The organism is Streptomyces sp. NBC_00029 (genome assembly GCF_045160505.1).
Lineage (GTDB): Bacteria > Actinomycetota > Actinomycetes > Streptomycetales > Streptomycetaceae > Streptomyces.
On the sequence record NZ_CP108292.1, the window covers coordinates 2,751,362 to 2,768,741 of the forward strand.

22 protein-coding genes and 1 pseudogene are annotated in these 17,380 nt (G+C 72.1%); 9 read left to right on the plus strand and 14 right to left on the minus strand.

The annotated features are described in order from the left end of the window. Positions 1 to 6: 6 nt before the first annotated feature. The 3 genes and pseudogenes from OG753_RS13180 to OG753_RS13190 all read right to left on the minus strand — a co-directional run. Positions 7 to 636 carry a TetR/AcrR family transcriptional regulator gene (locus OG753_RS13180; RefSeq protein WP_327261988.1) on the minus strand — a complete coding sequence of 210 codons (630 nt, stop codon included), beginning with the start codon at positions 634 to 636 and terminating at the stop codon, positions 7 to 9. A gap of 15 nt (positions 637 to 651) precedes the next feature. Further along, on the minus strand, positions 652 to 1,434 hold the full coding sequence (locus OG753_RS13185; RefSeq protein WP_405788536.1) for an SDR family oxidoreductase: 783 nt from the start codon (positions 1,432 to 1,434) through the stop codon (positions 652 to 654). Then, positions 1,431 to 1,535: pseudogene (locus OG753_RS13190) on the minus strand (hypothetical protein); the annotation flags it as partial. The gene OG753_RS13185 and the pseudogene OG753_RS13190, both read right to left, overlap by 4 nt. A gap of 102 nt (positions 1,536 to 1,637) precedes the next feature. Here OG753_RS13190 and OG753_RS13195 point away from each other — a divergent pair. The 3 genes from OG753_RS13195 to OG753_RS13205 are packed head-to-tail and all read left to right on the plus strand — an operon-like array spanning position 1,638 to position 4,647. Beyond that, on the plus strand, positions 1,638 to 2,495 hold the full coding sequence (locus OG753_RS13195; RefSeq protein ID WP_405788538.1) for an enoyl-CoA hydratase: 858 nt from the start codon (positions 1,638 to 1,640) through the stop codon (positions 2,493 to 2,495). Between the two features lie 11 nt (positions 2,496 to 2,506). Continuing rightward, on the plus strand, positions 2,507 to 3,652 hold the full coding sequence (locus tag OG753_RS13200; protein ID WP_405792648.1) for an acyl-CoA dehydrogenase family protein: 1,146 nt from the start codon (positions 2,507 to 2,509) through the stop codon (positions 3,650 to 3,652). Further along, positions 3,652 to 4,647, plus strand: coding sequence for an acyl-CoA dehydrogenase family protein (locus tag OG753_RS13205; RefSeq protein WP_405788539.1), 996 nt, complete (start codon positions 3,652 to 3,654; stop codon positions 4,645 to 4,647). Before OG753_RS13200 ends, OG753_RS13205 begins: the two co-directional genes overlap by 1 nt. On the opposite strand, the gene OG753_RS13210 is transcribed toward OG753_RS13205, so the two are convergent. From OG753_RS13210 to OG753_RS13230, 5 genes are all read right to left on the minus strand, one after another. After that, the gene (locus OG753_RS13210) at positions 4,628 to 5,353 is read right to left on the minus strand and encodes a class I SAM-dependent methyltransferase (RefSeq protein WP_405788540.1); all 726 of its coding nucleotides are present in this window, start codon (positions 5,351 to 5,353) and stop codon (positions 4,628 to 4,630) included. The genes OG753_RS13205 and OG753_RS13210 overlap by 20 nt on opposite strands. A 107-nt stretch (positions 5,354 to 5,460) precedes the next feature. Further along, complete coding sequence (locus tag OG753_RS13215) at positions 5,461 to 6,009, minus strand: hypothetical protein (RefSeq protein ID WP_405788541.1); 549 nt, start codon at positions 6,007 to 6,009, stop codon at positions 5,461 to 5,463. Positions 6,010 to 6,016: 7 nt separating this feature from the next. After that, positions 6,017 to 6,952, minus strand: coding sequence for an alpha/beta hydrolase (locus OG753_RS13220; RefSeq protein WP_405788542.1), 936 nt, complete (start codon positions 6,950 to 6,952; stop codon positions 6,017 to 6,019). Next, positions 6,949 to 7,680 carry a glucose 1-dehydrogenase gene (locus tag OG753_RS13225; protein ID WP_383204986.1) on the minus strand — a complete coding sequence of 244 codons (732 nt, stop codon included), beginning with the start codon at positions 7,678 to 7,680 and terminating at the stop codon, positions 6,949 to 6,951. Before OG753_RS13225 ends, OG753_RS13220 begins: the two co-directional genes overlap by 4 nt. A gap of 3 nt (positions 7,681 to 7,683) precedes the next feature. After that, positions 7,684 to 8,814 carry an LLM class flavin-dependent oxidoreductase gene (locus tag OG753_RS13230; RefSeq protein WP_405788543.1) on the minus strand — a complete coding sequence of 377 codons (1,131 nt, stop codon included), beginning with the start codon at positions 8,812 to 8,814 and terminating at the stop codon, positions 7,684 to 7,686. A 129-nt stretch (positions 8,815 to 8,943) separates the two neighbouring features. Here OG753_RS13230 and OG753_RS13235 point away from each other — a divergent pair, with 129 nt between their 5' ends. From OG753_RS13235 to OG753_RS13250, 4 genes are read left to right on the plus strand one after another with little or no spacing between them, the layout of a single operon-like run. Next, positions 8,944 to 9,549, plus strand: coding sequence for a PadR family transcriptional regulator (locus tag OG753_RS13235; protein WP_327261998.1), 606 nt, complete (start codon positions 8,944 to 8,946; stop codon positions 9,547 to 9,549). A gap of 55 nt (positions 9,550 to 9,604) precedes the next feature. Further along, positions 9,605 to 9,796, plus strand: coding sequence for a hypothetical protein (locus OG753_RS13240; RefSeq protein ID WP_405788545.1), 192 nt, complete (start codon positions 9,605 to 9,607; stop codon positions 9,794 to 9,796). A gap of 30 nt (positions 9,797 to 9,826) precedes the next feature. Then, a complete protein-coding gene (locus OG753_RS13245; RefSeq protein ID WP_383204997.1) occupies positions 9,827 to 10,555 on the plus strand; it encodes a VWA domain-containing protein in 729 nt (242 codons plus the stop codon). Positions 10,556 to 10,592: 37 nt separating this feature from the next. Then, positions 10,593 to 11,102 carry a pyridoxamine 5'-phosphate oxidase family protein gene (locus OG753_RS13250; RefSeq protein ID WP_327262000.1) on the plus strand — a complete coding sequence of 170 codons (510 nt, stop codon included), beginning with the start codon at positions 10,593 to 10,595 and terminating at the stop codon, positions 11,100 to 11,102. Between the two features lie 73 nt (positions 11,103 to 11,175). Here OG753_RS13250 and OG753_RS13255 read toward each other — a convergent pair whose 3' ends face one another. From OG753_RS13255 to OG753_RS13270, 4 genes are all read right to left on the minus strand, one after another. After that, positions 11,176 to 12,462 (minus strand): DUF1906 domain-containing protein, encoded by a 1,287-nt coding sequence (locus OG753_RS13255; RefSeq protein WP_405788547.1) that lies wholly within the window; start codon positions 12,460 to 12,462, stop codon positions 11,176 to 11,178. A gap of 244 nt (positions 12,463 to 12,706) precedes the next feature. After that, complete coding sequence (locus OG753_RS13260) at positions 12,707 to 13,741, minus strand: ABC transporter permease (protein WP_405788549.1); 1,035 nt, start codon at positions 13,739 to 13,741, stop codon at positions 12,707 to 12,709. Next, complete coding sequence (locus OG753_RS13265) at positions 13,738 to 14,631, minus strand: ABC transporter ATP-binding protein (protein WP_405788551.1); 894 nt, start codon at positions 14,629 to 14,631, stop codon at positions 13,738 to 13,740. The genes OG753_RS13260 and OG753_RS13265 overlap by 4 nt, the downstream gene beginning before the upstream one ends. Further along, on the minus strand, positions 14,628 to 15,035 hold the full coding sequence (locus OG753_RS13270; RefSeq protein WP_327262004.1) for a GntR family transcriptional regulator: 408 nt from the start codon (positions 15,033 to 15,035) through the stop codon (positions 14,628 to 14,630). The genes OG753_RS13265 and OG753_RS13270 overlap by 4 nt, the downstream gene beginning before the upstream one ends. 205 nt (positions 15,036 to 15,240) lie before the next feature. Here OG753_RS13270 and OG753_RS13275 point away from each other — a divergent pair, with 205 nt between their 5' ends. Both OG753_RS13275 and OG753_RS13280 read left to right on the plus strand, forming a co-directional pair. Further along, a complete protein-coding gene (locus tag OG753_RS13275) occupies positions 15,241 to 15,657 on the plus strand; it encodes a hypothetical protein (RefSeq protein ID WP_405788553.1) in 417 nt (138 codons plus the stop codon). An 84-nt stretch (positions 15,658 to 15,741) separates the two neighbouring features. After that, a complete protein-coding gene (locus OG753_RS13280; RefSeq protein WP_405792650.1) occupies positions 15,742 to 16,299 on the plus strand; it encodes a UTRA domain-containing protein in 558 nt (185 codons plus the stop codon). On the opposite strand, the gene OG753_RS13285 is transcribed toward OG753_RS13280, so the two are convergent. Continuing rightward, the gene (locus OG753_RS13285; protein ID WP_327262007.1) at positions 16,271 to 16,471 is read right to left on the minus strand and encodes a DUF397 domain-containing protein; all 201 of its coding nucleotides are present in this window, start codon (positions 16,469 to 16,471) and stop codon (positions 16,271 to 16,273) included. The two genes, OG753_RS13280 and OG753_RS13285, sit on opposite strands and share 29 nt — an antisense overlap. Beyond that, complete coding sequence (locus tag OG753_RS13290) at positions 16,456 to 17,292, minus strand: helix-turn-helix domain-containing protein (protein ID WP_405788555.1); 837 nt, start codon at positions 17,290 to 17,292, stop codon at positions 16,456 to 16,458. Before OG753_RS13290 ends, OG753_RS13285 begins: the two co-directional genes overlap by 16 nt. Positions 17,293 to 17,380 lie beyond the last annotated feature (88 nt).

Here is a 17,380-nt window from a genome sequence, read left to right on the forward strand (position 1 = left end):
GGTCTGTCACGTGGGGCGCAGGGCGATCCCGTCCAGCACCATCGACAGGTACTGGCGGGCGATCTCTTCGGGGCTGTGCTGTCCGCCCGGCCGGTACCAGGACGCCGCCACCCACACCGTGTCGCGCACGAAGCGGTAGGTGAGGCGGATGTCGAGGTCGGCGCGGAAGACCTTGGCGGCGACCCCCCGCTCCAGCGTCCCCAGCCAGGCCTTCTCGAACTTCTGCTGCGAGTCGGACAGGTAGTGGAAGCGGGGCTGGGCGGAGAGGGTGCGGGACTCCTTCTGGTAGATGGCGACGGCGGCGCGGTGCCGGTCGATCTCCCGGAAGGACTCGGTGACGAGGGCCTCGATGGTCTCCCTGGGGCCGAGGCCCGCGGCGAGGACGGTGTCGTACCCGTCCCACAGCTCGGTCAGGAAGGCCGAGAGGATCTCGTCGAGCATCGATTCCTTGGAATCGAAGTGGTAGTAGAGGCTGCCGGCGAGCATTCCGGCGGCATCGGCGATCTTGCGGACGGTGGTGGCGTTGTAGCCCTGTGCGGCGAAGACCTCGGCGGCGGTGTCGAGGAGTTCACGACGCCGTTCGGGGGAGGCCGTCACCTGTGGCTTCTTCTGGGATGTCGGCTTGTTCGTTGGCACGCGTCCATTCTCGGCCTACGCGTGCTGGCTGCTGACCGACACCGTCTCGCCGGTCATGTACGACGAGTAGGCGCTGGCCAGGAAGACGATGACGTTGGCGACCTCCCATGGCTCGGCGTACCGGCCGAAGGCCTCGCGGGCGGTGAGTTCGGCCAGGAGCTCCTCGCTGGTGACCTTCACCAGATGCGGGTGCATGGCCAGGCTCGGGGCGACCGCGTTGACGCGTACGCCGAACTCGGCGGCCTCCAGGGCCGCGCAGCGGGTCAGTGCCATCACCCCGGCCTTGGCGGCGGCGTAGTGGGCCTGGCCGGTCTGGGCGCGCCACCCGATGACGGAGGCGTTGTTGACGATCACTCCGCCGCCGCCGGAGGCCTTGAGGGCGCGGAGGGCGGCGCGGGTGCAGCGGAAGGTGCCGTTCAGGGTGACGTCGAGGACGCGGGACCACTGGGCGTCGGTCATGTCGACGAGGGCTGCGGTGCCGCCGAGGCCGGCGTTGTTGACGACGATGTCGAGGCGGCCGTGGGTCTGCTCGGCGAGCGCGAAGAGGGCCTGGACCTGGTCCTCGTCGGTGACGTCGCAGGGCAGGGAGGTGACGCGGTCCGCGCCGAACTCGGCGGCGAGCGTCTCCTCGGTCTCCTTCAGGCGGCGGGCGTGGGCGTCGCCGATGACGACGGCGGCGCCCTCTTCGAGGAGGCGGCGGGCGGTGGCTCCGCCGATCCCGGCCCCGGCGGCGGCGGTGACGACGGCGGTGCGGCCCTTCAGCAGTCCATGCCCGGGGACATAGTCGGGGGTGTTCACGCCCGTACCTCCTTGGGAAGGCCGAGGATCCGCTCGGCGATGAGGGTGCGCTGGATCTCGTCCGAGCCCGCGTAGACGGTGTCGGCGCGGGCCCGTAGCCACCCCCGGACCTCGGTGCGGAACTCCTCGACGCTGCTCATGGCCGTACGTTAACCTACCAAACACTTGTTAGGGAAGCTTCGCCCGTGAAGGATGGCAGCCGCATGCCCGACGACCGCACGCCCGACGACACACCCGTGCTCCACGAGCGCCGCGGCCCGGTCGCGTACGTGACCATGAACCGCCCCCGCTATCGCAATGCGCAGAACAGCGCCATGACGTACGCGCTGGACGACGCCTTCTACCGGGCCGCCGAGGACCCCGCGGTGAAGGTGATCGTCCTGGCCGGGGCCGGTGACCACTTCTCCGCGGGCCACGACATCGGCACCCCGCAGCGCGACGCCCACCTGCCCTTCGAGCGGCGGGCCGGCCTGTGGTGGGACCACACCGGGCGGCCGGGCGCCGAGTCCCGCTTCGCGCGCGAGTCGGAGGTGTACCTGGGGATGTGCCGGCGCTGGCGCGAGCTGCCCAAGCCGGTGATCGCCTCGGTGCGCGGGGCATGCGTGGCGGGCGGCCTGATGCTGGCCTGGGTCTGCGACCTGATCGTGGCGAGCGAGGACGCCTTCTTCGCCGACCCGGTCGTACGGATGGGCATCCCGGGGGTCGAGTACTTCGCGCACCCGTGGGCGATGCCGCCGCGGATCGCGAAGGAGTTCCTCTACACCGGCGACCGGATGTCCGCCCGGCGCGCGTACGAGGTCGGCATGGTCAACCGGGTCGTGGGGGCGGACGTGCTGGAGGCCGAGACCGAACGCCTCGCCCTGCGGATCGCCGAGATGCCGGCCTTCGGACTGGCGCTGGCCAAGCGGGCCGTCAACCAGGCCGAGGACCTCCAGGGCCTGCACACCGGAATGGACTCGGTGTTCGGCCTGCACCACCTCGCGCACGCGCACAACGCGGAGACCGCGGCGGACTCGCTCGGCGGGATGGACATATCCGCCATGAAGGAGGCGAACACCTGATGGACCCGACGATGAACCTGACCCAGACGGCCGAGGTGGAGGAGTTCCGGGCCGAGGCACGGGACTGGCTGGCCCGCCGGGTCCCCTCCTCCCCCCTCCCCTCCCTGGAGACGGCGGAGGGCTTCGCGGCGCACCGGGAGTGGGAGGCGCAGCTGCACGCGGACCGGTGGTCGGTGGTGTCGTGGCCCGAGGAGTACGGGGGCCGGGGCGCGGACATCGTGAAGTGGCTGGTCTTCGAGGAGGAGTACTGGGCGGCGGGCGCGCCCGGCCGGGTCTCCCAGAACGGCATCAACCTCCTCGCGCCGACCCTCTTCGACCACGCGAGCCCGCAGCAGCGGGCGCGGGTGCTGCCGTCGATGGCGAGCGGCGAGGTGATCTGGGCGCAGGCCTGGTCGGAGCCCGAGTCGGGGTCCGACCTGGCCTCGCTGAAGTCGCGGGCACGGCGGACGGACGGCGGCTGGCTGCTGTCCGGCCAGAAGACCTGGTCCTCACGGGCCGCCTTCGCGGACCGCGCCTTCGGGATCTTCCGCACCGACCCGGACACCCCGAAACCGCACCAGGGGCTGACGTACCTGATGTTCGACCTGCGGGCGCCGGGCGTGACGGTGCGGCCGATCGGTCGCCTCGACGGCAAGCCGGCCTTCGCGGAGCTCTTCCTGGACCGGGTCTTCGTCCCGGACGAGGACGTCATCGGGGAGCCCGGGGAGGGCTGGAGGATCGCCATGTCGACGACCGGGAATGAGCGCGGGCTGACCCTGCGCTCCCCCGGCCGGTTCCTGGCGGCGGCCGACCGGCTCGTCGGGCTGTGGCACGGGCACGGCGACCCGTCCGACACCGCGCTGCGCGACCGGGTGGCGGACGCGGTGGTCGGGGCCCGCGCCTACGAGCTGTTCACCTGGGCGAACGCCTCCCGCTTCGCGGCGGGGGAGACGATCGGCGCCGAGTCCAGCCTGAACAAGGTGTTCTGGTCGGAGTACGACATCGCCCTGCACGAGACGGCGCTGGACCTGCTGGGCCCGGACGCGGAGCTCGCGGACGGCGAGTGGGCCGAGCCGTGGGTGTTCTCCCTCGCCGGGCCGATCTACGCGGGGACGAACGAGATCCAGCGCGACATCATCGCCGAGCGGCTGCTCGGCCTCCCGAAGGGCCGCCGCTGATGCGTTTCCTGCTGACCGACGAACAGTCGGACTTCGCCCGGACGCTGCGCTCCCTGCTGGGTTCGGCGCAGGTCCCGGCGGCGGTACGGGCCTGGGCGGACGGCGACGCCGGGCCCGGGCGGGCGCTGTGGTCCCGGCTCGCGGCGACGGGTCTGTTCGCGCTGGCCGTGCCGGAGGCCCACGAGGGGGCGGGCCTGCTCCCGCTGGAGCTGTCCCTCGGCCTCGTGGAGCTGGGCCGGGCCGGGGTGCCGGGGCCGGTGGTGGAGAGCGCAGCCGCCTGCGTGCTGCTGTCGGAGCTGGCGGACGAGTCGCTCGCCAAGCGGTTCCTGCCGGGGCTGGCCCTGGGCGAGGCCTCGGCCACGCTGACCCTGCCGGGCGGGAGTCCGTACGCGCCGGACGCGGACGCGGCCACGTACTGCTTCACGGTGTCGCAGGCGGGCGTACTGCGGCTGGCGGGCGCCCCGGCCGGGCCGCTCAGGTCGACCGACCCCGCGCGCCGGCTGTCCCTCCCGCCGGCCGACGGGGGTGAACTGCTCGCGGAGGGCCCGGAGGTGACCCGGGCGGCCGGAGTTGCCGGGCGGTGGGCCCGGCTGCTGACGGCCGCCCAGTGCCTGGGCGTCGGTGAGGCGCTGCTGGCCCGGACGGTGGAGTACGCGAAGCAGCGCACGCAGTTCGGGACGCCGATCGGGTCCTTCCAGGCCGTGAAGCACCGGCTGGCGGACACCCTGCTCGCCCTGGAGTTCGCCCGGCCGCTGGTGTGGGCGGCGGCGCTGTCCCCGGGGCCGGGCGAGGTGGCGGCGGCGAAACTGGCGGCCGGCGAGGCGTCCTACCGGGCGGCGATGACGGCGCTCCAGCTCCACGGTGCGGTGGGCTACACCGAGGAGCTGGACCTGTCCCTGTGGCTGCGCAAGGCCCGGCCGCTGCGCGATGCCTGGGGTACGCCGTCGGCCTGCCGGGCCGAGGTCCTGCGGTCGCTCACACCACGGCGACGCTGAGGCTCACGACGTACTGCTCCTCGACGATGCCGTCCGGGAAGAGCGGGCCGAGCAGTTCCCGCTCCCCCTCGAGGTACGCGCGGGTCCGGACCTCGCCCAGGACCAGGAAGGCGGAGTGGCTGGCCAGGTTGGCGAGGTGATCGTCCAGCGTGATGCGCCGCGACCACGTCACCGACCGGGTGGCGAAATCACCGAGCCCCTCGGGCAGGGTGCGGCAGGGCTGGCCCTCGACCTCGAAGAAGGCCCGGAGCCGCTCCTCCTGTCCGGCGATCCACGGGACGGTGGCGTCCGTGTCGTTCCACCAGATCGCGAGCGCGCCGCCGGGGCGCAGCACCCGCCGGGCCTCGGGCACGGAGCGCGCCGGGTCGGTCCAGTGCCAGGCCTGGGCGTAGGTGAGCAGGTCGACGGAGCCGGTGGCCAGCGGCAGCCGGTCCCCGTCGCCGCGCACGATCGGGATGCCGGGGTGCGTCCGGCGGAATTCGGCGGCCATCCCGTCCCCGGGCTCCACCGCGACGACCTCGGCCCCGCGCTCGTGCAGGAGCGTGGTGGCGATCCCGGTCCCGGCTCCTACATCGGCCACCCGGGCCCCGGCGAGCGGCCGGCCGGTGAGGGACTCGACGGCGTCGAAGAGGGCCGGGGGGTAGCTGGGGCGGTGGGCCGCGTACAGAGCGGCTGCTGCGTCGAAGGAACGGGCACGTGTGGTCATGCGCCCATTCTTTTCGATCACGCAATCGGCAACAAGATCGCGGTACTTGCACCGTGCGGAGAGCGACCGTGGAGGGCTGCTCCTGCACGGTCGAGCGGCCGCGGCCCTCAGGGCCGGCGGCGCAGGGAGATCCGTACGACGAGGGCGGTCTGGAGCAGGATCAGAGCCCCGGTGCCGAGGGCCGGCCAGCGCGGCCGGTCCGGGCGTCCGCCGAGGGACCAGGCCGGTCCGTCGGGGTCCACGGTCACCTTCAGCCGGGCGCCGACCGGGAGGTCCGTCGCGACGGGGCCGGGCAGGTCCCGGCCCGCCTCCGTGCGCAGCCGGAGCGAGGGGGCCGGCGCCCCGCCGTCCTCCACCATCTTCCGCTCGGCGACGACCGCCAGCTCCTCGCGGCCGCGGTCGTGGAGGGTGTGCCGGTCCCAGGTGATCCCGCCGGCCACCGCGATCGCGACCGCGAGGAGCGCGACGGAGGTGCGGGCGACGAACTCGGCGTCGGTCCCGTGCGGTACGGCGGCGCCGACGACGAAGACGGCCAGCAGGACCGGGACCCAGGCGCCCTCGGGGCCCTGCAGGAACCAGATGGCACCGAACTCCACTGCCAGGAGCAGGCAGTTGCGCAGCACCGCGCCCGGCAGTCTCCGTATCAGTTCAGCCATGGACACATCATGCCTGGGAGGCCGGCGGGATCACCCCCCGGACCCCCGCCACCCAGGCCCCCGCCGCCCGCAGCGCGGCGGCGCCCGCCGGGAGGGGCAGGCCCAGGAAGCCGTGGAAGACGCCCGGGTGGATCTGGACCGTGCAGTCGACCCCGGCAGCCGCCAGCCGACGGGCGTACGCGAGGCCCTCGTCGCGCAGCACGTCGCAGTCCGCGAGGACGATGAGCGCGGGCGGCCGGCCGGCCAGGTCGGGGGCGCGCAGCGGCGAGACATACGGGTGTTCCGGGTCGCCGCCGTACTGGTCCCAGTACCAGGCCATGTGGGCGGCGGTGTGGAAGTAGCCCTCGGCGTACCTCTCCACGGAGGCGGATTCCATCAAGGCGTCCAGCGGCGGATAGAACAGCAGCTGTCCCGCGACGAGCCCGGGCGCGCGCAGGGCGGTCACGGCCGCGAGATTGCCACCGCTGGAGTCCCCCGCGAGCACCACGCGGCCGGGGGCGCAGCCGAGCGCGCGGGCCCGGTTCCGGGCCCAGAGCAGTACGGTCAGCGCGTCGTCGGGGGCCGCCGGCCAGGGGTGCTCCGGGGCGAGCCGGTAGTCCACCGAGACGACCACCGCGCCCGCGGCCACGGCCAGGGAGCGGCAGGTCGCGTCGTGGGTGTCCAGGCCGCACATCACCCAGCCGCCGCCGTGCAGGAAGACGACCAGCGGCCGGCCCTCCGGGCCGGGGGCGGGGGCGGGGGCGGGATCGTAGATCCGGACCGGGACCCCGCCCGCGACGGTGTCGGACACCGAGGCCATGGCCGGGCCCGCGCGGCCGGCCCCGGAGGCCGCCGCCGCCCGCAGGGCCTGCGTGTCGCCCGGCCCGGGGAAGGCCGCCGTCATCACGTCGCACAGCCGCCTGGCCTCCGGCGACAGCGGGTCCGTCGTCGAAAGGTCGCTCATGCCGCCGTCATCCCCCCGTCCACGGTGAACTCGGTGCCCGTCATGTACGAGGACGCGTCCGAGCAGAGGAAGAGGACGAGCTCCCCGACCTCCTCCGGGCGGCCCATCCGTCCCAGCGGCACGTGCGACCAGTCCCGGCCCGCGACCGCCTCGGCCACCATCGGGGTGTCGATGGCCCCCGGGTGCACCGAGTTGACCCGGATCCGGTCCCGGGCGAGGTCGAGGGCCGCCGACCGGGTCAGTCCGCGCAGCCCGAACTTGGTGGATCCGTAGGCCGCGTGGCCCGGTATCCCGACCAGTCCGGCGGTGGAGGAGATGTTGACGATCGAGCCGCCCCCGCCCGCCCGCAGCACCGGCGCCACCGCCTGGATGCCGAGGAACGGGCCGAGCAGGTTGACCCGCAGGAGTGCCTCGAAGTCCTCCAGCCGCTGCTCCTCCACGTGGGCCGTGCGCCACAGGGCCGCGTTGTTGACCAGCGCCGAGACCGTTCCGAAGGCGCGGACCGCCTGCTCCACGACCGTCGCCCAGCCCGCCGGGTCGGCCACGTCGTGGCGTACGTAGAGCCCCTGGTCGCCGAGTTCGGCGGCCACCGCCCGGCCCTCGTCCTCCCGTACGTCGGTGACGACGACCCGGGCTCCCGCCGCCGCGCACAGCCGGGCCCCGGCGGCGCCCTGGCCGCGCCCGGCGCCGGTGATCACGACGACCTTGCCGTCGAGCTGCTTCCCCATGGCTCAGCCCTCCAGGGCGCGGAAGTGCGGGATGACCTTCTCGCCCCACTGGCGGATGGTCTCCATGCACGCCTCCTGGGGGACGGTGCCCATCTGGATCAGGCACATCACCTCGTCGACGCCGATCTCGCGCAGCTGCTCGACGTAGGCGATGGCGGTCTCGGCGCTGCCGTACGCGTGCTCGGCGTTGTAGGTGCCGGTGTCGACGGGGCGGACGGGGATGCGGGCCTCGTGCAGCTTGGCGACGAGCTCCTCCCGGCCGCGTGCCAGGGCCGCCACATGGGTCTCGGCGCTCTCCTCCTCCGTGTACCCGGCCGGCTCGGGGCCGTTGCCGTACCAGTGGGCGATGGACTCGGCGAAGAAGCGCTGCCCGCGGGTGCCGAGGCGCAGGGCGCGCTCGGCGTCGTCGAGGACGATGGTCGGGCAGAGGGCGGAGAGATGGTCGTTGGGCTCGGCCCCGACCAGGCGCTCACCGCTGCGTGCCGCGATGGCCCCGTCGTAGACCTTCCGCATGGCGCGTACGTCGTCGGCGCCCGCGAAGCCCATCACCAGGGCCCCGATGCCGAGTTCGGCGGCCAGTTCGAGGGTGTCGTGCCTGGAGCAGGCCATGAACAGCGGCGGGTGCGGATCCTGGACCGGGCGGGGCAGGATCGCGCCGGGGCCGATGTCGATGGAGCCGTGCCATTCGAAGGTCTCCTCCTTCCAGGCCGAGGAGAAGATCCGCAGCGCCTCCTCCATCTGCGGGTAGGTGTCCTCGGGCCTGACCCCGTACATGGACATCTCCTGGCGGGTGGCGCCGCGACCGGCGCCGATGTCGACGCGCCCCCCGGAGAGGACGTCGAGCATGGCCGCGCGCTCGGCGACGCGCACCGGGTGCTGGTAGCCGAAGGGCATGGTGACGACGCCGTGGCCGATGCGGATCCTGCTGGTGCGGGCGGCGACCCAGGTCAGGAAGATCTCCGAGGCGCTCATGTGCGCGTACCGGGTCAGGGAGTGGTGCTCTACGGCCCAGATCCGGTCGAAGCCCATCTCCTCGGCATGGACGGCCTGTTCGACGCAGTCGTGGATGACCTGGCGTTCGCGTTCGGGGGTGGGGTCGGCGAGCTGCGCCTCGAAGATCATCGAGAACTTCACGGTGAGATCCCTCCGTCCGGTGTTTCGTGCCGGCGTTCAGAAGTGGAGTACTTCTAATAGGAATACTTCTAGCAGGCATACCCTTCAGGGGGAAGGGTTGCTGCGGGGACCGGTCGTAGACTGCGCTGCGTGGCAGACGAGACGAACAAGCGCGCGCTCCCCGCGACCAGCTGGGCGGTACTCGGGCTGCTCTCCTTCGGGGAGGAGCTCTCCGGTTACGACCTGAAGAAGTGGTCGGACCGGTCGCTGCGGTTCTTCTACTGGAGCCCGTCGTTCAGCCAGATCTACAGCGAGCTCAAGCGCCTGGAGAAGGCGGGCTACGCCTCCTCGCGGACGGTCGCCCAGGACACCGGGACGCGCGACAAGCGGGTGTACCGGATCACGGACGAAGGCATGACGGCCGTGCGGACATGGGCCCGCGAGGCCCCTGTCGACCCTCCCGTCCTCAAGCACGGGCCGATGCTGCGGCTGTGGCTGGGCCACCTGCTGGAGCCGGAGCAGATGCGTGAAGTCCTGGTCCAGCATCAGGAGTTCACGGAGATGATGCGCCGGCGCGCGGTGGCCGACGCGGAGGGCGCGAAGGACGAGAGCGCCTGGGCGTACCCGACGCTCACCCTCAAGTGGGCGGAGCGGTACTACGCCTCCGAGCGCGACCTCGCTGCCGCCATGCTCGACGACATCGACGCGCTGGCCGCCGGGCGGGGCGAGAGCGAGCCGCGCGGCACGCTCCCGTAGGACCGCCGGAAGTACAGCAGCGGCGGCGCGTCGTCGCGGTGCACGGTCTGGGCCGGTGACCCGGCCCAGCGCGATGTCGTGGTCCCCGCCGTCCAGTACGCAGCTGCACGGCGGCATCGGCATCACCTGGGAGCACCAGGCGCACGCGTTCTTCAAGCGCGCCCACGGCTCCGCCCTCCTGCTCGGCGCACCGGCCACGCACCGAGCCCGGCTGGCAGCCGATCCGGGTTTCACCGAGACGGGCTGACAGGCCGGCGCGCTCCCGTACGCTCGCCGCATGACGGGCAGTGCGATCAACCTCCGCAAGGTCGAGGAGACGGCTCCGGCGCTCGTGAGCCTCTACAAGAGCGCCGGGGTCTCCTTGCGCAAGTACGGCATGGAGGGCGGACGGGCCGCGGTCTACCTGGTCCTGGACTACTCCGGGTCGATGAAGCCGTACTACGCGGACGGCAGCGTGCAGGCCCTCGCGGACCGGGTGCTGGGGCTGTCCGCGCACCTGGACGACGACGCCCGCGTACCGGTGGTCTTCTTCTCCACCGAGGTCGACGCGGTGGAGGAGATCTCCCTGGCCGGACATGAGGGCCGGGTCACCGAGATCGCCTCGCGGCTGGGCCACATGGGCAAGACGGCCTACCACGCGGCGATGGACGCGGTCATCGACCACTACCTGGACTCGGGGTCAACCTCCCCCGCCCTGGTCGTCTTCCAGACCGACGGCGGGCCGATCAACAAGCTCGCGGCGGAAAAGTACCTGTGCAAGGCGGCCCGGCTGCCGCTCTTCTGGCAGTTCGTCGGCTTCGGCAACACGCGCAGCACGCAGTTCGACTTCCTGCGCCGGCTGGACGAACTGCCCGTTCCGGCGAAGCGGGCCGTGGACAACGCGGGCTACTTCCACGCGGGAGCGGACCCCCGCACCGTGCCGGACGGCGAACTCTACGACCGCCTGGTCGGGGATTTCCCGGCCTGGCTGGCTGCGGCGCGAGGTGCGGGCATCGTGCGCGCCTGACCGGCGACCACCGGGGCCACGCGCTTTGATGGGACGCATGACGACGAACAACTGGGCAGCGTTCGAGAAGGCGGAGCCGGAGTTCGCGGCAGCCGTCCAGGCCCGCTTCGCGCAGTACCCCCATCATGTCCTGGCCACCCTCCGCAAGGACGGCTCCCCCCGGGTGACGGGCCTGAATGTCGACATCCGGGGCGGGGAGCTGTGGCTCGGCATGATGGCGGGCTCCATGAAGGCAAGGGACCTCCAGCACGACCCGCGCTTCGCCCTGCACACCAACCCGGGCGAGGGCGAGAGCATGCCGGACGGGGACGTACGGATCTCCGGGCGCGCGGTGGAGCAGGTGGACCCGCCCGAACTGCACCGGTACGCGGAGGAGACCGACACCCCGCACCCGTTCCACCTCTTCCACGCCGACCTGACGGAGGTCGTCCGCGTCGAGGTGGAGGGCGACGACCTGGTGATCCGCACATGGACCCCGGCACACGGCATCCGCACCCTGCGCCGCGGCGACGACGACGAACCGCCCCGCGAGGACCCGGCCGAATAGTCCCCCTCGCCTAGGTCGTCTCTTTCGGATCTTGCCGGGCCCGCGTCGCCCGGCAAGATCCGAAAGAGACGGCCTAAGCCTGCGGCTTCTTGTCCTTCCGGGCGAGGACGGTCGGGTCGACGTCCACCCAGTTGCGGTCGATGTTGAGGGTGATGCCGCCGTAGGTGGCGTTGTGGTCGCCGCGGAACTGGTGGGCGCGGCGTCGGCCGGCCCACTTGGCGGTGCCCTTCTTCAGGCCCATCTCGGTGTCGGCGACCGAGGCCGAGAGGTTCCAGCGGGCGGCCCAGAGCACGTCCGGCATGACCTGCGGGGCCTGGTGGTAGTGGGCGCTCAGCGCCTTGACCCCCGAGCTCACGGAGACGTAGGCGGCGGAGCGGAAGCCCAGCTCGTGCAGGCGCTGCGTCCAGGCGGTCAGGTAGGCGACGACCGGGGCGTCCCAGGTGGCACGGTCCGAGTAGTTCTCCACGTCGTTGTAGAGCACCGTGCCCCGTGGCAGCCCCAGCGACCGGGCCGCGGCCACCGCGCCCTCGGCGGCCTCCAGGCCCTGCCCGTCGGCCTCGGAGGGGTCGGCGGACAGGCCGGTGCCGGCGTGGTGCCAGGGCTGCGGGCCCACCCAGATGGGCATCAGGTGCCAGCCCGCGGCGGCCTGCCGTTCGACCCAGCGGGCGGTGAGCCGCGGCTGGGCGCAGGCACGGGCCCGGCCGCCGATGTAGACGCCGACCGCGCCGAAGGGGGAACGGGCCCGCCAGGTGTCCATGGCCTTCTGGGTGGGCGCGGTGCAGGCGTCGAAGCCCTCGCCCTTGAAGGGTTCCTGTGGGCTACGGGGCTTCGGGCCGCCGGCGGTCGGCACGGCGACGGCGGGGGCCGGTGCGGGCGGGGGCGCCACGGCGCGCGCCTGCGCCAGTACCCGGCGTACGGCGTCGGGCGTGGCCCCGTAGGAGAGGGTGGCCATGACCGCGGGCCGGCGCAGGGCGTAGCGCAGCTCGTTGCTGTCGGAGCGGGGCGGGGCCTCGCGCAGCGCGCTCCAGGAGTCCACGGCGACGGTCGGGATGTCGGCGCGCTCCGGGGCTCCGTCGAGGGGTTCGAGATGCAGGGTGTCGGCGCGGCGGGCGACGGCGCGGCCGGTGCATTCGGCCTGGGTTCCGGCGTGGCCGAGGTACAGGGTGGGCAGGTCCAGGCGCACGCAGGCGTCGGGGTACCGGTCGAGGTCGACGATCCGCCAGCCGGCGGGGAGGGTCACGCGCAGCCCGCGGTAGTCGACGCGGGTGGGGGGCGGCCGGTCGTCCGCGGCGGCGGGCTGGAGGGGAAGGAGCAGGGCGGCGGCGAGCAGGCCGCTCAGCAGGGTTCGGACGGGAGCCATGATCCAGATGGGTACCAGACGCGGGCCGCCGTGAACTTCGCATGCGCCGATCGCAGTTGGCCCGTACGGCCCAGCCGGGTCCGGGCCGGCCCGTCGGGGTGCGTCACCTGCACGAGTGATGCGCTCCCGGGCCCGTCACGGCGGGCGACGGGCGGGCGACGGGCCCCCTTCCGCGGGCGAGTAGGGTCGAGGGGCGGCCGAAGCCAGTTGCGTTGGCTTCGGCCGCCCCTTTTTCCCCTCCCGGTCAGGCCGTACGGCGGCGCAGCCACCAGGTGCAGAACCCGGCCAGCAGGCCGGAGAGGGCGAGGAAGATCCCGGTCTCGATCCACTGGAAGGTCCAGTAGCGGTCGGCGGGCTGGTACTCGACCTCGATGTGAAGGTCCGAGGTGGCGAAGCAGCCGAAGGGGTCCGCCCTGGGATCGGCGCAGCCCTTGACCCCCCGGACCTCGTTGCCGGCCGGGTCGAGCACCGCACCCGGGTCGGACACGACCCAGACGCCGGGCTTGAGGACCCCGACCCGCAGATAGGTGTCGTCTCCGGAGCCCATCAGCTGGACGTGGTTCCCGTTCCAGCCCTCCGCCGGCGCGCCGGACGATCCGTCGCTTCCGATCGGCGCCATGACGAGGGAGCTGAGCGCGACCTCGGCGCGCTCCGGCGTCATGTAGTGCGGGCGGATCGCGAAGGGTACGAGGATCTGGACCGCGAGGAAGGCGACGAGGGTCGCGGCCATCGCGGGCACGGTGCGCCGGATCAGGAGTCCGGCGCAGGCGCCGAGGGTGAAGGCGAACGCCGCGTAGCCGAGGGGGACGATCGCCCGTCCGCTGAACATGAGGGCGGTGAACCGGTCCAGGTTGACCCGGTCGACGGGGCTCGCCCACCAGGTCACCAGGAGGCTGAGCAGCCCGGTGACGGCGACGGCGGTCAGGCCGACGCCCGCGAGCTTGACCAGGAGCCAGTGGCCTCGGGTGATGCTCTGGTTCCAGATGAGCCGGTGGGTGCCGGTCTCCAGTTCACGGGCGATCAGCGGGGCGCCCCAGAAGAGTCCGATGATGCCGGGGACGGCGAGCAGCAGGCTCGTGACGTAGTAGGTCAGGGTCCGGTACTCGACGACCAGCGCGCTCCGGGCCCTCTCACAGTCACCCTGGCAGTCGGCGACGGTGCTGTCGTAGAGGTCACGCATCTGGAGGCCGGTGACCGCGAGGAATATCGCGAGCGCGGCCAGGACGGCGAGCGCGGCGAGGGTCTGGACGCGGTACTGGCGCCAGGTCAGCCAGATCATCGCTGGTTCTCCCCGGTGGGTCGGAGGCCGGAGCCGGGCCTGGCCTGGCTCATGTAGGTGAGGACGAGGTCCTCCAGGTTGAGCTGCTCCAGAATCCAGGAGGCATCCTGGACCGCCTGGTCGGAGCGCACGATGAAGGTGCTCTGCCGCTCGGTGTGGGTCTCCAGGACGACCTGCATGCCCTGGGGCAGGGTGGCCGCCTCGCGCCGGGCGGTGATCAGCCGGAAGTGGGTGGAGAGCAGGTCGTCGACGTCGCCGGCGATCTGGACCCGGGAGGCGACCAGCGAGATGAGGTGGTCGCAGACCCGTTCCAGGTCGGAGACCAGGTGCGAGGAGAGCACGACGGTGGTCCCGTGCTCGGCCACGACCTCCATCAGGCTCTGCAGGAACTCCCGCCGGGCCAGCGGGTCCAGGGCGGCGACGGGCTCGTCGAGGATCAAGAGCTCAGGCCGTTTGGCCACGGCGACGGTCAGGGCCACCTGGGCGCGCTGGCCGCCCGAGAGCTTGCCCGCCTTCTGGGTGGGGTCCAGGCCGAGCTGCCGGATCCGGTCCGCCGCCAGCTGTGCGTCCCAGCCCGGGTTGAGCCGGGCGCCGAGGCGCAGGTGATCGGCGATGGACAGGCCCGCGTAGGTGGGGGTGTCCTGGGCGACGAAACCGACCTTGGCCAGCTGCCCGGGGCCGGACGCGGGGCGGCCGCCGAGCACCTCGATGGTGCCGGAGGTCGGGCCGATCAGCCCGCAGGCCAGCTGTAACAGGGTCGACTTGCCGGCCCCGTTGGGCCCGACCAGGCCGACGACCCGCCCTGACGGCACGCTCAGGGTGCAGTCGCTCAGCGCCTCTTTGCGGCCGTACCGCTTGCCCAGGGCGCGGGCTTCCAATATGGCGGTCATTTCTCCTCTTCGGTGTGCGTGTCCGTGCCGGTGCGGGCGCGGAAGGTGCTCAGGAACAGGGCCTCGATGCTCTCCTCGCCAAGCCCGGCGGCTCGCGCCCTGTCGAGCCACAGCTGCAACTCCCGCCGCAGCGGCTCGTGTTCGGCGATCGAGTCGTCGCCGAGCGTTCCGGAGATGAACGTGCCGACGCCGGGCTTCTTCGCGACCAGGCCCTCGTACTCCAGCTCCCTGTACGCCTTGAGCACGGTGTTGGGATTGATCGCGACGCCGGCCGCGACGTCCTTGACCGTCGGCAGCCGGTCCCCCTCGGACAGCAGCCCGAGCCGCAGGGCCTGACGCACCTGGTGGACGAGCTGCATGTACGGGGCGACGCCGGAACGGGCATCGAGGTGAAACTCGATCACTGTCCTCCTCTATTCATCTAGCTTCCTAGCACTATAGGACTATGCACATCCGATCACTGTCAAGCGAGTGGACGTCAACACGGCTGCGAGCAGCCCGAATTGATGACGGAGCGGACTGAGTACGCGTACTCAGGCAGATGTCGGTACCTCTGGGTAGCGTCGCGACTGTCCGGCGAACGGACGACACGACAACCTGGGGGACGACATGAAGAAGCGCACGACCGCCCTGGCGGCCCTGGCCCCGGCTCTCGCACTGGTCCTGGCGGCGAGCCCGGCCCAGGCCGCGCCGACGGGCGAGGTCATCGGCTACCCGGGCCCCGACGGCCTGATCTGGATCGCCGACCAGGCCGGTTCCAGCGGCTTCGTCTCGGGCGGCCTCTCCGAGCGACTGGACACGTTCATCACGTTCGGCTGCGCCGACGGCGGGAGCATCGAGGTGTCGTTCCGGCTCCAGGAGCACCCGGACCGCGACCCGGCCCCCTTCACGGTCGACTGCCCCGGCACGGACCCGACGGTCGTCACGGTCCCCCTCGGCACCGGCATCCACGGCGGATTCACCGCGTGGGTGACGGCCTCGACCCCGACCACCCGCTGGGGCGCCACGGTCACCCAGCCCGAGTAGCCCCGAACACACCGCAGCGACTTGAAGCCGGCTCCGTCGCATAGCGTGGAGTCGACGGAGCGGGCTTCAGGCGTGGGAGGCATGGTGAGCGGCGGCGAGTGGACCAGTAGGTCGATGCCGTATCTGACCGCCCGGCCGCCGGGCGCAGCGGACGCGTGGACGGAGGAGGCCGCGGAAGCCGGGCGGCGGGGCAGTCAGCGCATCCTGCATGCCGGAGAGGTGGTGGCCCCCGCCCGCGTCGCCCTCATGCTCGGGCTGGCGGCCGGAAGTACGGTCGTGACGCGACGCAGGCTCATCGAACTCGACGCCGAGCCGACGGAGTTGACCGACACGTACTACCCCCGGGACATCGCCGTCGGCACGGCTCTCACCGGCGCGGCGAAGATCCGCGGCGGCGCCGTGACGCTGCTGGCCGCCTTGGGGCACGTCGGCGCGCGGGTCGTGGAGGACGTGACGGCGCAGATCCCGCGCGAAGAGGAACGTGAGCGACTGCGTCTCGGGGCGGGTGAACCGGTCCTGCGCCTGACCCGCACCACCTACGACGCCACGGACCGCCCCATCCAGGCGGACGTGATGCTCATGCCGGCCGGACGCCAACAGTTGCGCTACGAGATCAGGCTCGGCCCTTCACAGCCCGGATGAACGGAGCCCATACGGCGGCGGGGAAGACCAGGACCGGGCCGACGGCCCCGAGCTTGGTGTCGCGGACCGGGACGAGGTCGGGGAGGTCGTCGGAGACCTCGACGCAGTTCCCACCCTCGGCGTTGGTGTAGGAGGACGTTCGCCAGGACAGACCGTTCACGTCTGCGCGCATCTCGCGTGCTCCTCTGCCACCGACTCGATCAAGGTCAGGGACACCTCCGGCGACAGTGCGGCAGCCCTGGCAAGATCGTAAGACTTCCAGTGGCGCCGAACCAGTGCCGGACAGTCGAGCAACTGCCCTGCATGAGGACCCTCGGTGTACGCCACATCGGGTGCATCACTGAACTGCATGATCCTCACGGACGCGTCCAGGACACCATGGGCTCCGGCGGAGAACGGAACCACCTGCATCGTGATCCGGTGGGCACGAATGCACGACGAGATGTGGCGCAGCTGAGCAGCCATCACAGCAGGCCCTCCAACTGCCGTCCGCAACACTGCCTCGTGCAGGACAACCCATACCTCAGGGGTCTCTGGATCAATCAGGAGCCGTGCGCGTTCAACACGTTCCGAAATGAGGGCATCGACGTGCTCCGCCAGAGCCGTGGGGCTGGCTGCTCGAATGAGGGCCCGTGCATAGTCCGCCGTCTGGAGCAGTCCAGGAACCAGTGTGGAGCCGTAGTCGAAGATGGCCGTCGCCAATCGTTCCAGCTCGGCGGCCTCCGCGAAGTACTCGACATGCTTGGACTTGAACGCTTTGGCCAGGCGAGTGAAGTAGTCACCGGTGCCGAACACCCCGTCGATCACCTCCGCGATCTCCGGCCGCAGCCGCCGCGTACCGCACTCCATCTGCCCGACGTACGCGCCGCTCGTGAAGATCCGCTCGCCCAGACCCTCCTGGGTCAGCCCGGCCGCTTCCCGGTGGCGCCGCAGCTCCTCGCGAGCGAACTCCTCCGGCGTCTGCGCCCCGCGCAGATCCTTCTGCTTGGCCACCAGCCAACTCCCCGCTTCCGCAGTGCCCTCGCTCCGCGAAAAGCGTAGTCCCGGCCGCACCGACGGTTCAGCGGAACGCATTGATACG

Coding starts and splice junctions, on each gene's coding strand:
- OG753_RS13195 (WP_405788538.1), top strand. CDS start 1,638: ATGCCCGACGACCGCACGCCCGACGACACACCCGTGCTCCACGAGCGC.
- OG753_RS13200 (WP_405792648.1), top strand. CDS start 2,507: ATGAACCTGACCCAGACGGCCGAGGTGGAGGAGTTCCGGGCCGAGGCA.
- OG753_RS13205 (WP_405788539.1), top strand. CDS start 3,652: ATGCGTTTCCTGCTGACCGACGAACAGTCGGACTTCGCCCGGACGCTG.
- OG753_RS13210 (WP_405788540.1), bottom strand. CDS start 5,353: ATGACCACACGTGCCCGTTCCTTCGACGCAGCAGCCGCTCTGTACGCG.
- OG753_RS13215 (WP_405788541.1), bottom strand. CDS start 6,009: ATGGCTGAACTGATACGGAGACTGCCGGGCGCGGTGCTGCGCAACTGC.
- OG753_RS13220 (WP_405788542.1), bottom strand. CDS start 6,952: ATGAGCGACCTTTCGACGACGGACCCGCTGTCGCCGGAGGCCAGGCGG.
- OG753_RS13225 (WP_383204986.1), bottom strand. CDS start 7,680: ATGGGGAAGCAGCTCGACGGCAAGGTCGTCGTGATCACCGGCGCCGGG.
- OG753_RS13245 (WP_383204997.1), top strand. CDS start 9,827: ATGACGGGCAGTGCGATCAACCTCCGCAAGGTCGAGGAGACGGCTCCG.
- OG753_RS13250 (WP_327262000.1), top strand. CDS start 10,593: ATGACGACGAACAACTGGGCAGCGTTCGAGAAGGCGGAGCCGGAGTTC.
- OG753_RS13255 (WP_405788547.1), bottom strand. CDS start 12,462: ATGGCTCCCGTCCGAACCCTGCTGAGCGGCCTGCTCGCCGCCGCCCTG.
- OG753_RS13260 (WP_405788549.1), bottom strand. CDS start 13,741: ATGATCTGGCTGACCTGGCGCCAGTACCGCGTCCAGACCCTCGCCGCG.
- OG753_RS13265 (WP_405788551.1), bottom strand. CDS start 14,631: ATGACCGCCATATTGGAAGCCCGCGCCCTGGGCAAGCGGTACGGCCGC.
- OG753_RS13275 (WP_405788553.1), top strand. CDS start 15,241: ATGAAGAAGCGCACGACCGCCCTGGCGGCCCTGGCCCCGGCTCTCGCA.
- OG753_RS13285 (WP_327262007.1), bottom strand. CDS start 16,471: ATGCGCGCAGACGTGAACGGTCTGTCCTGGCGAACGTCCTCCTACACC.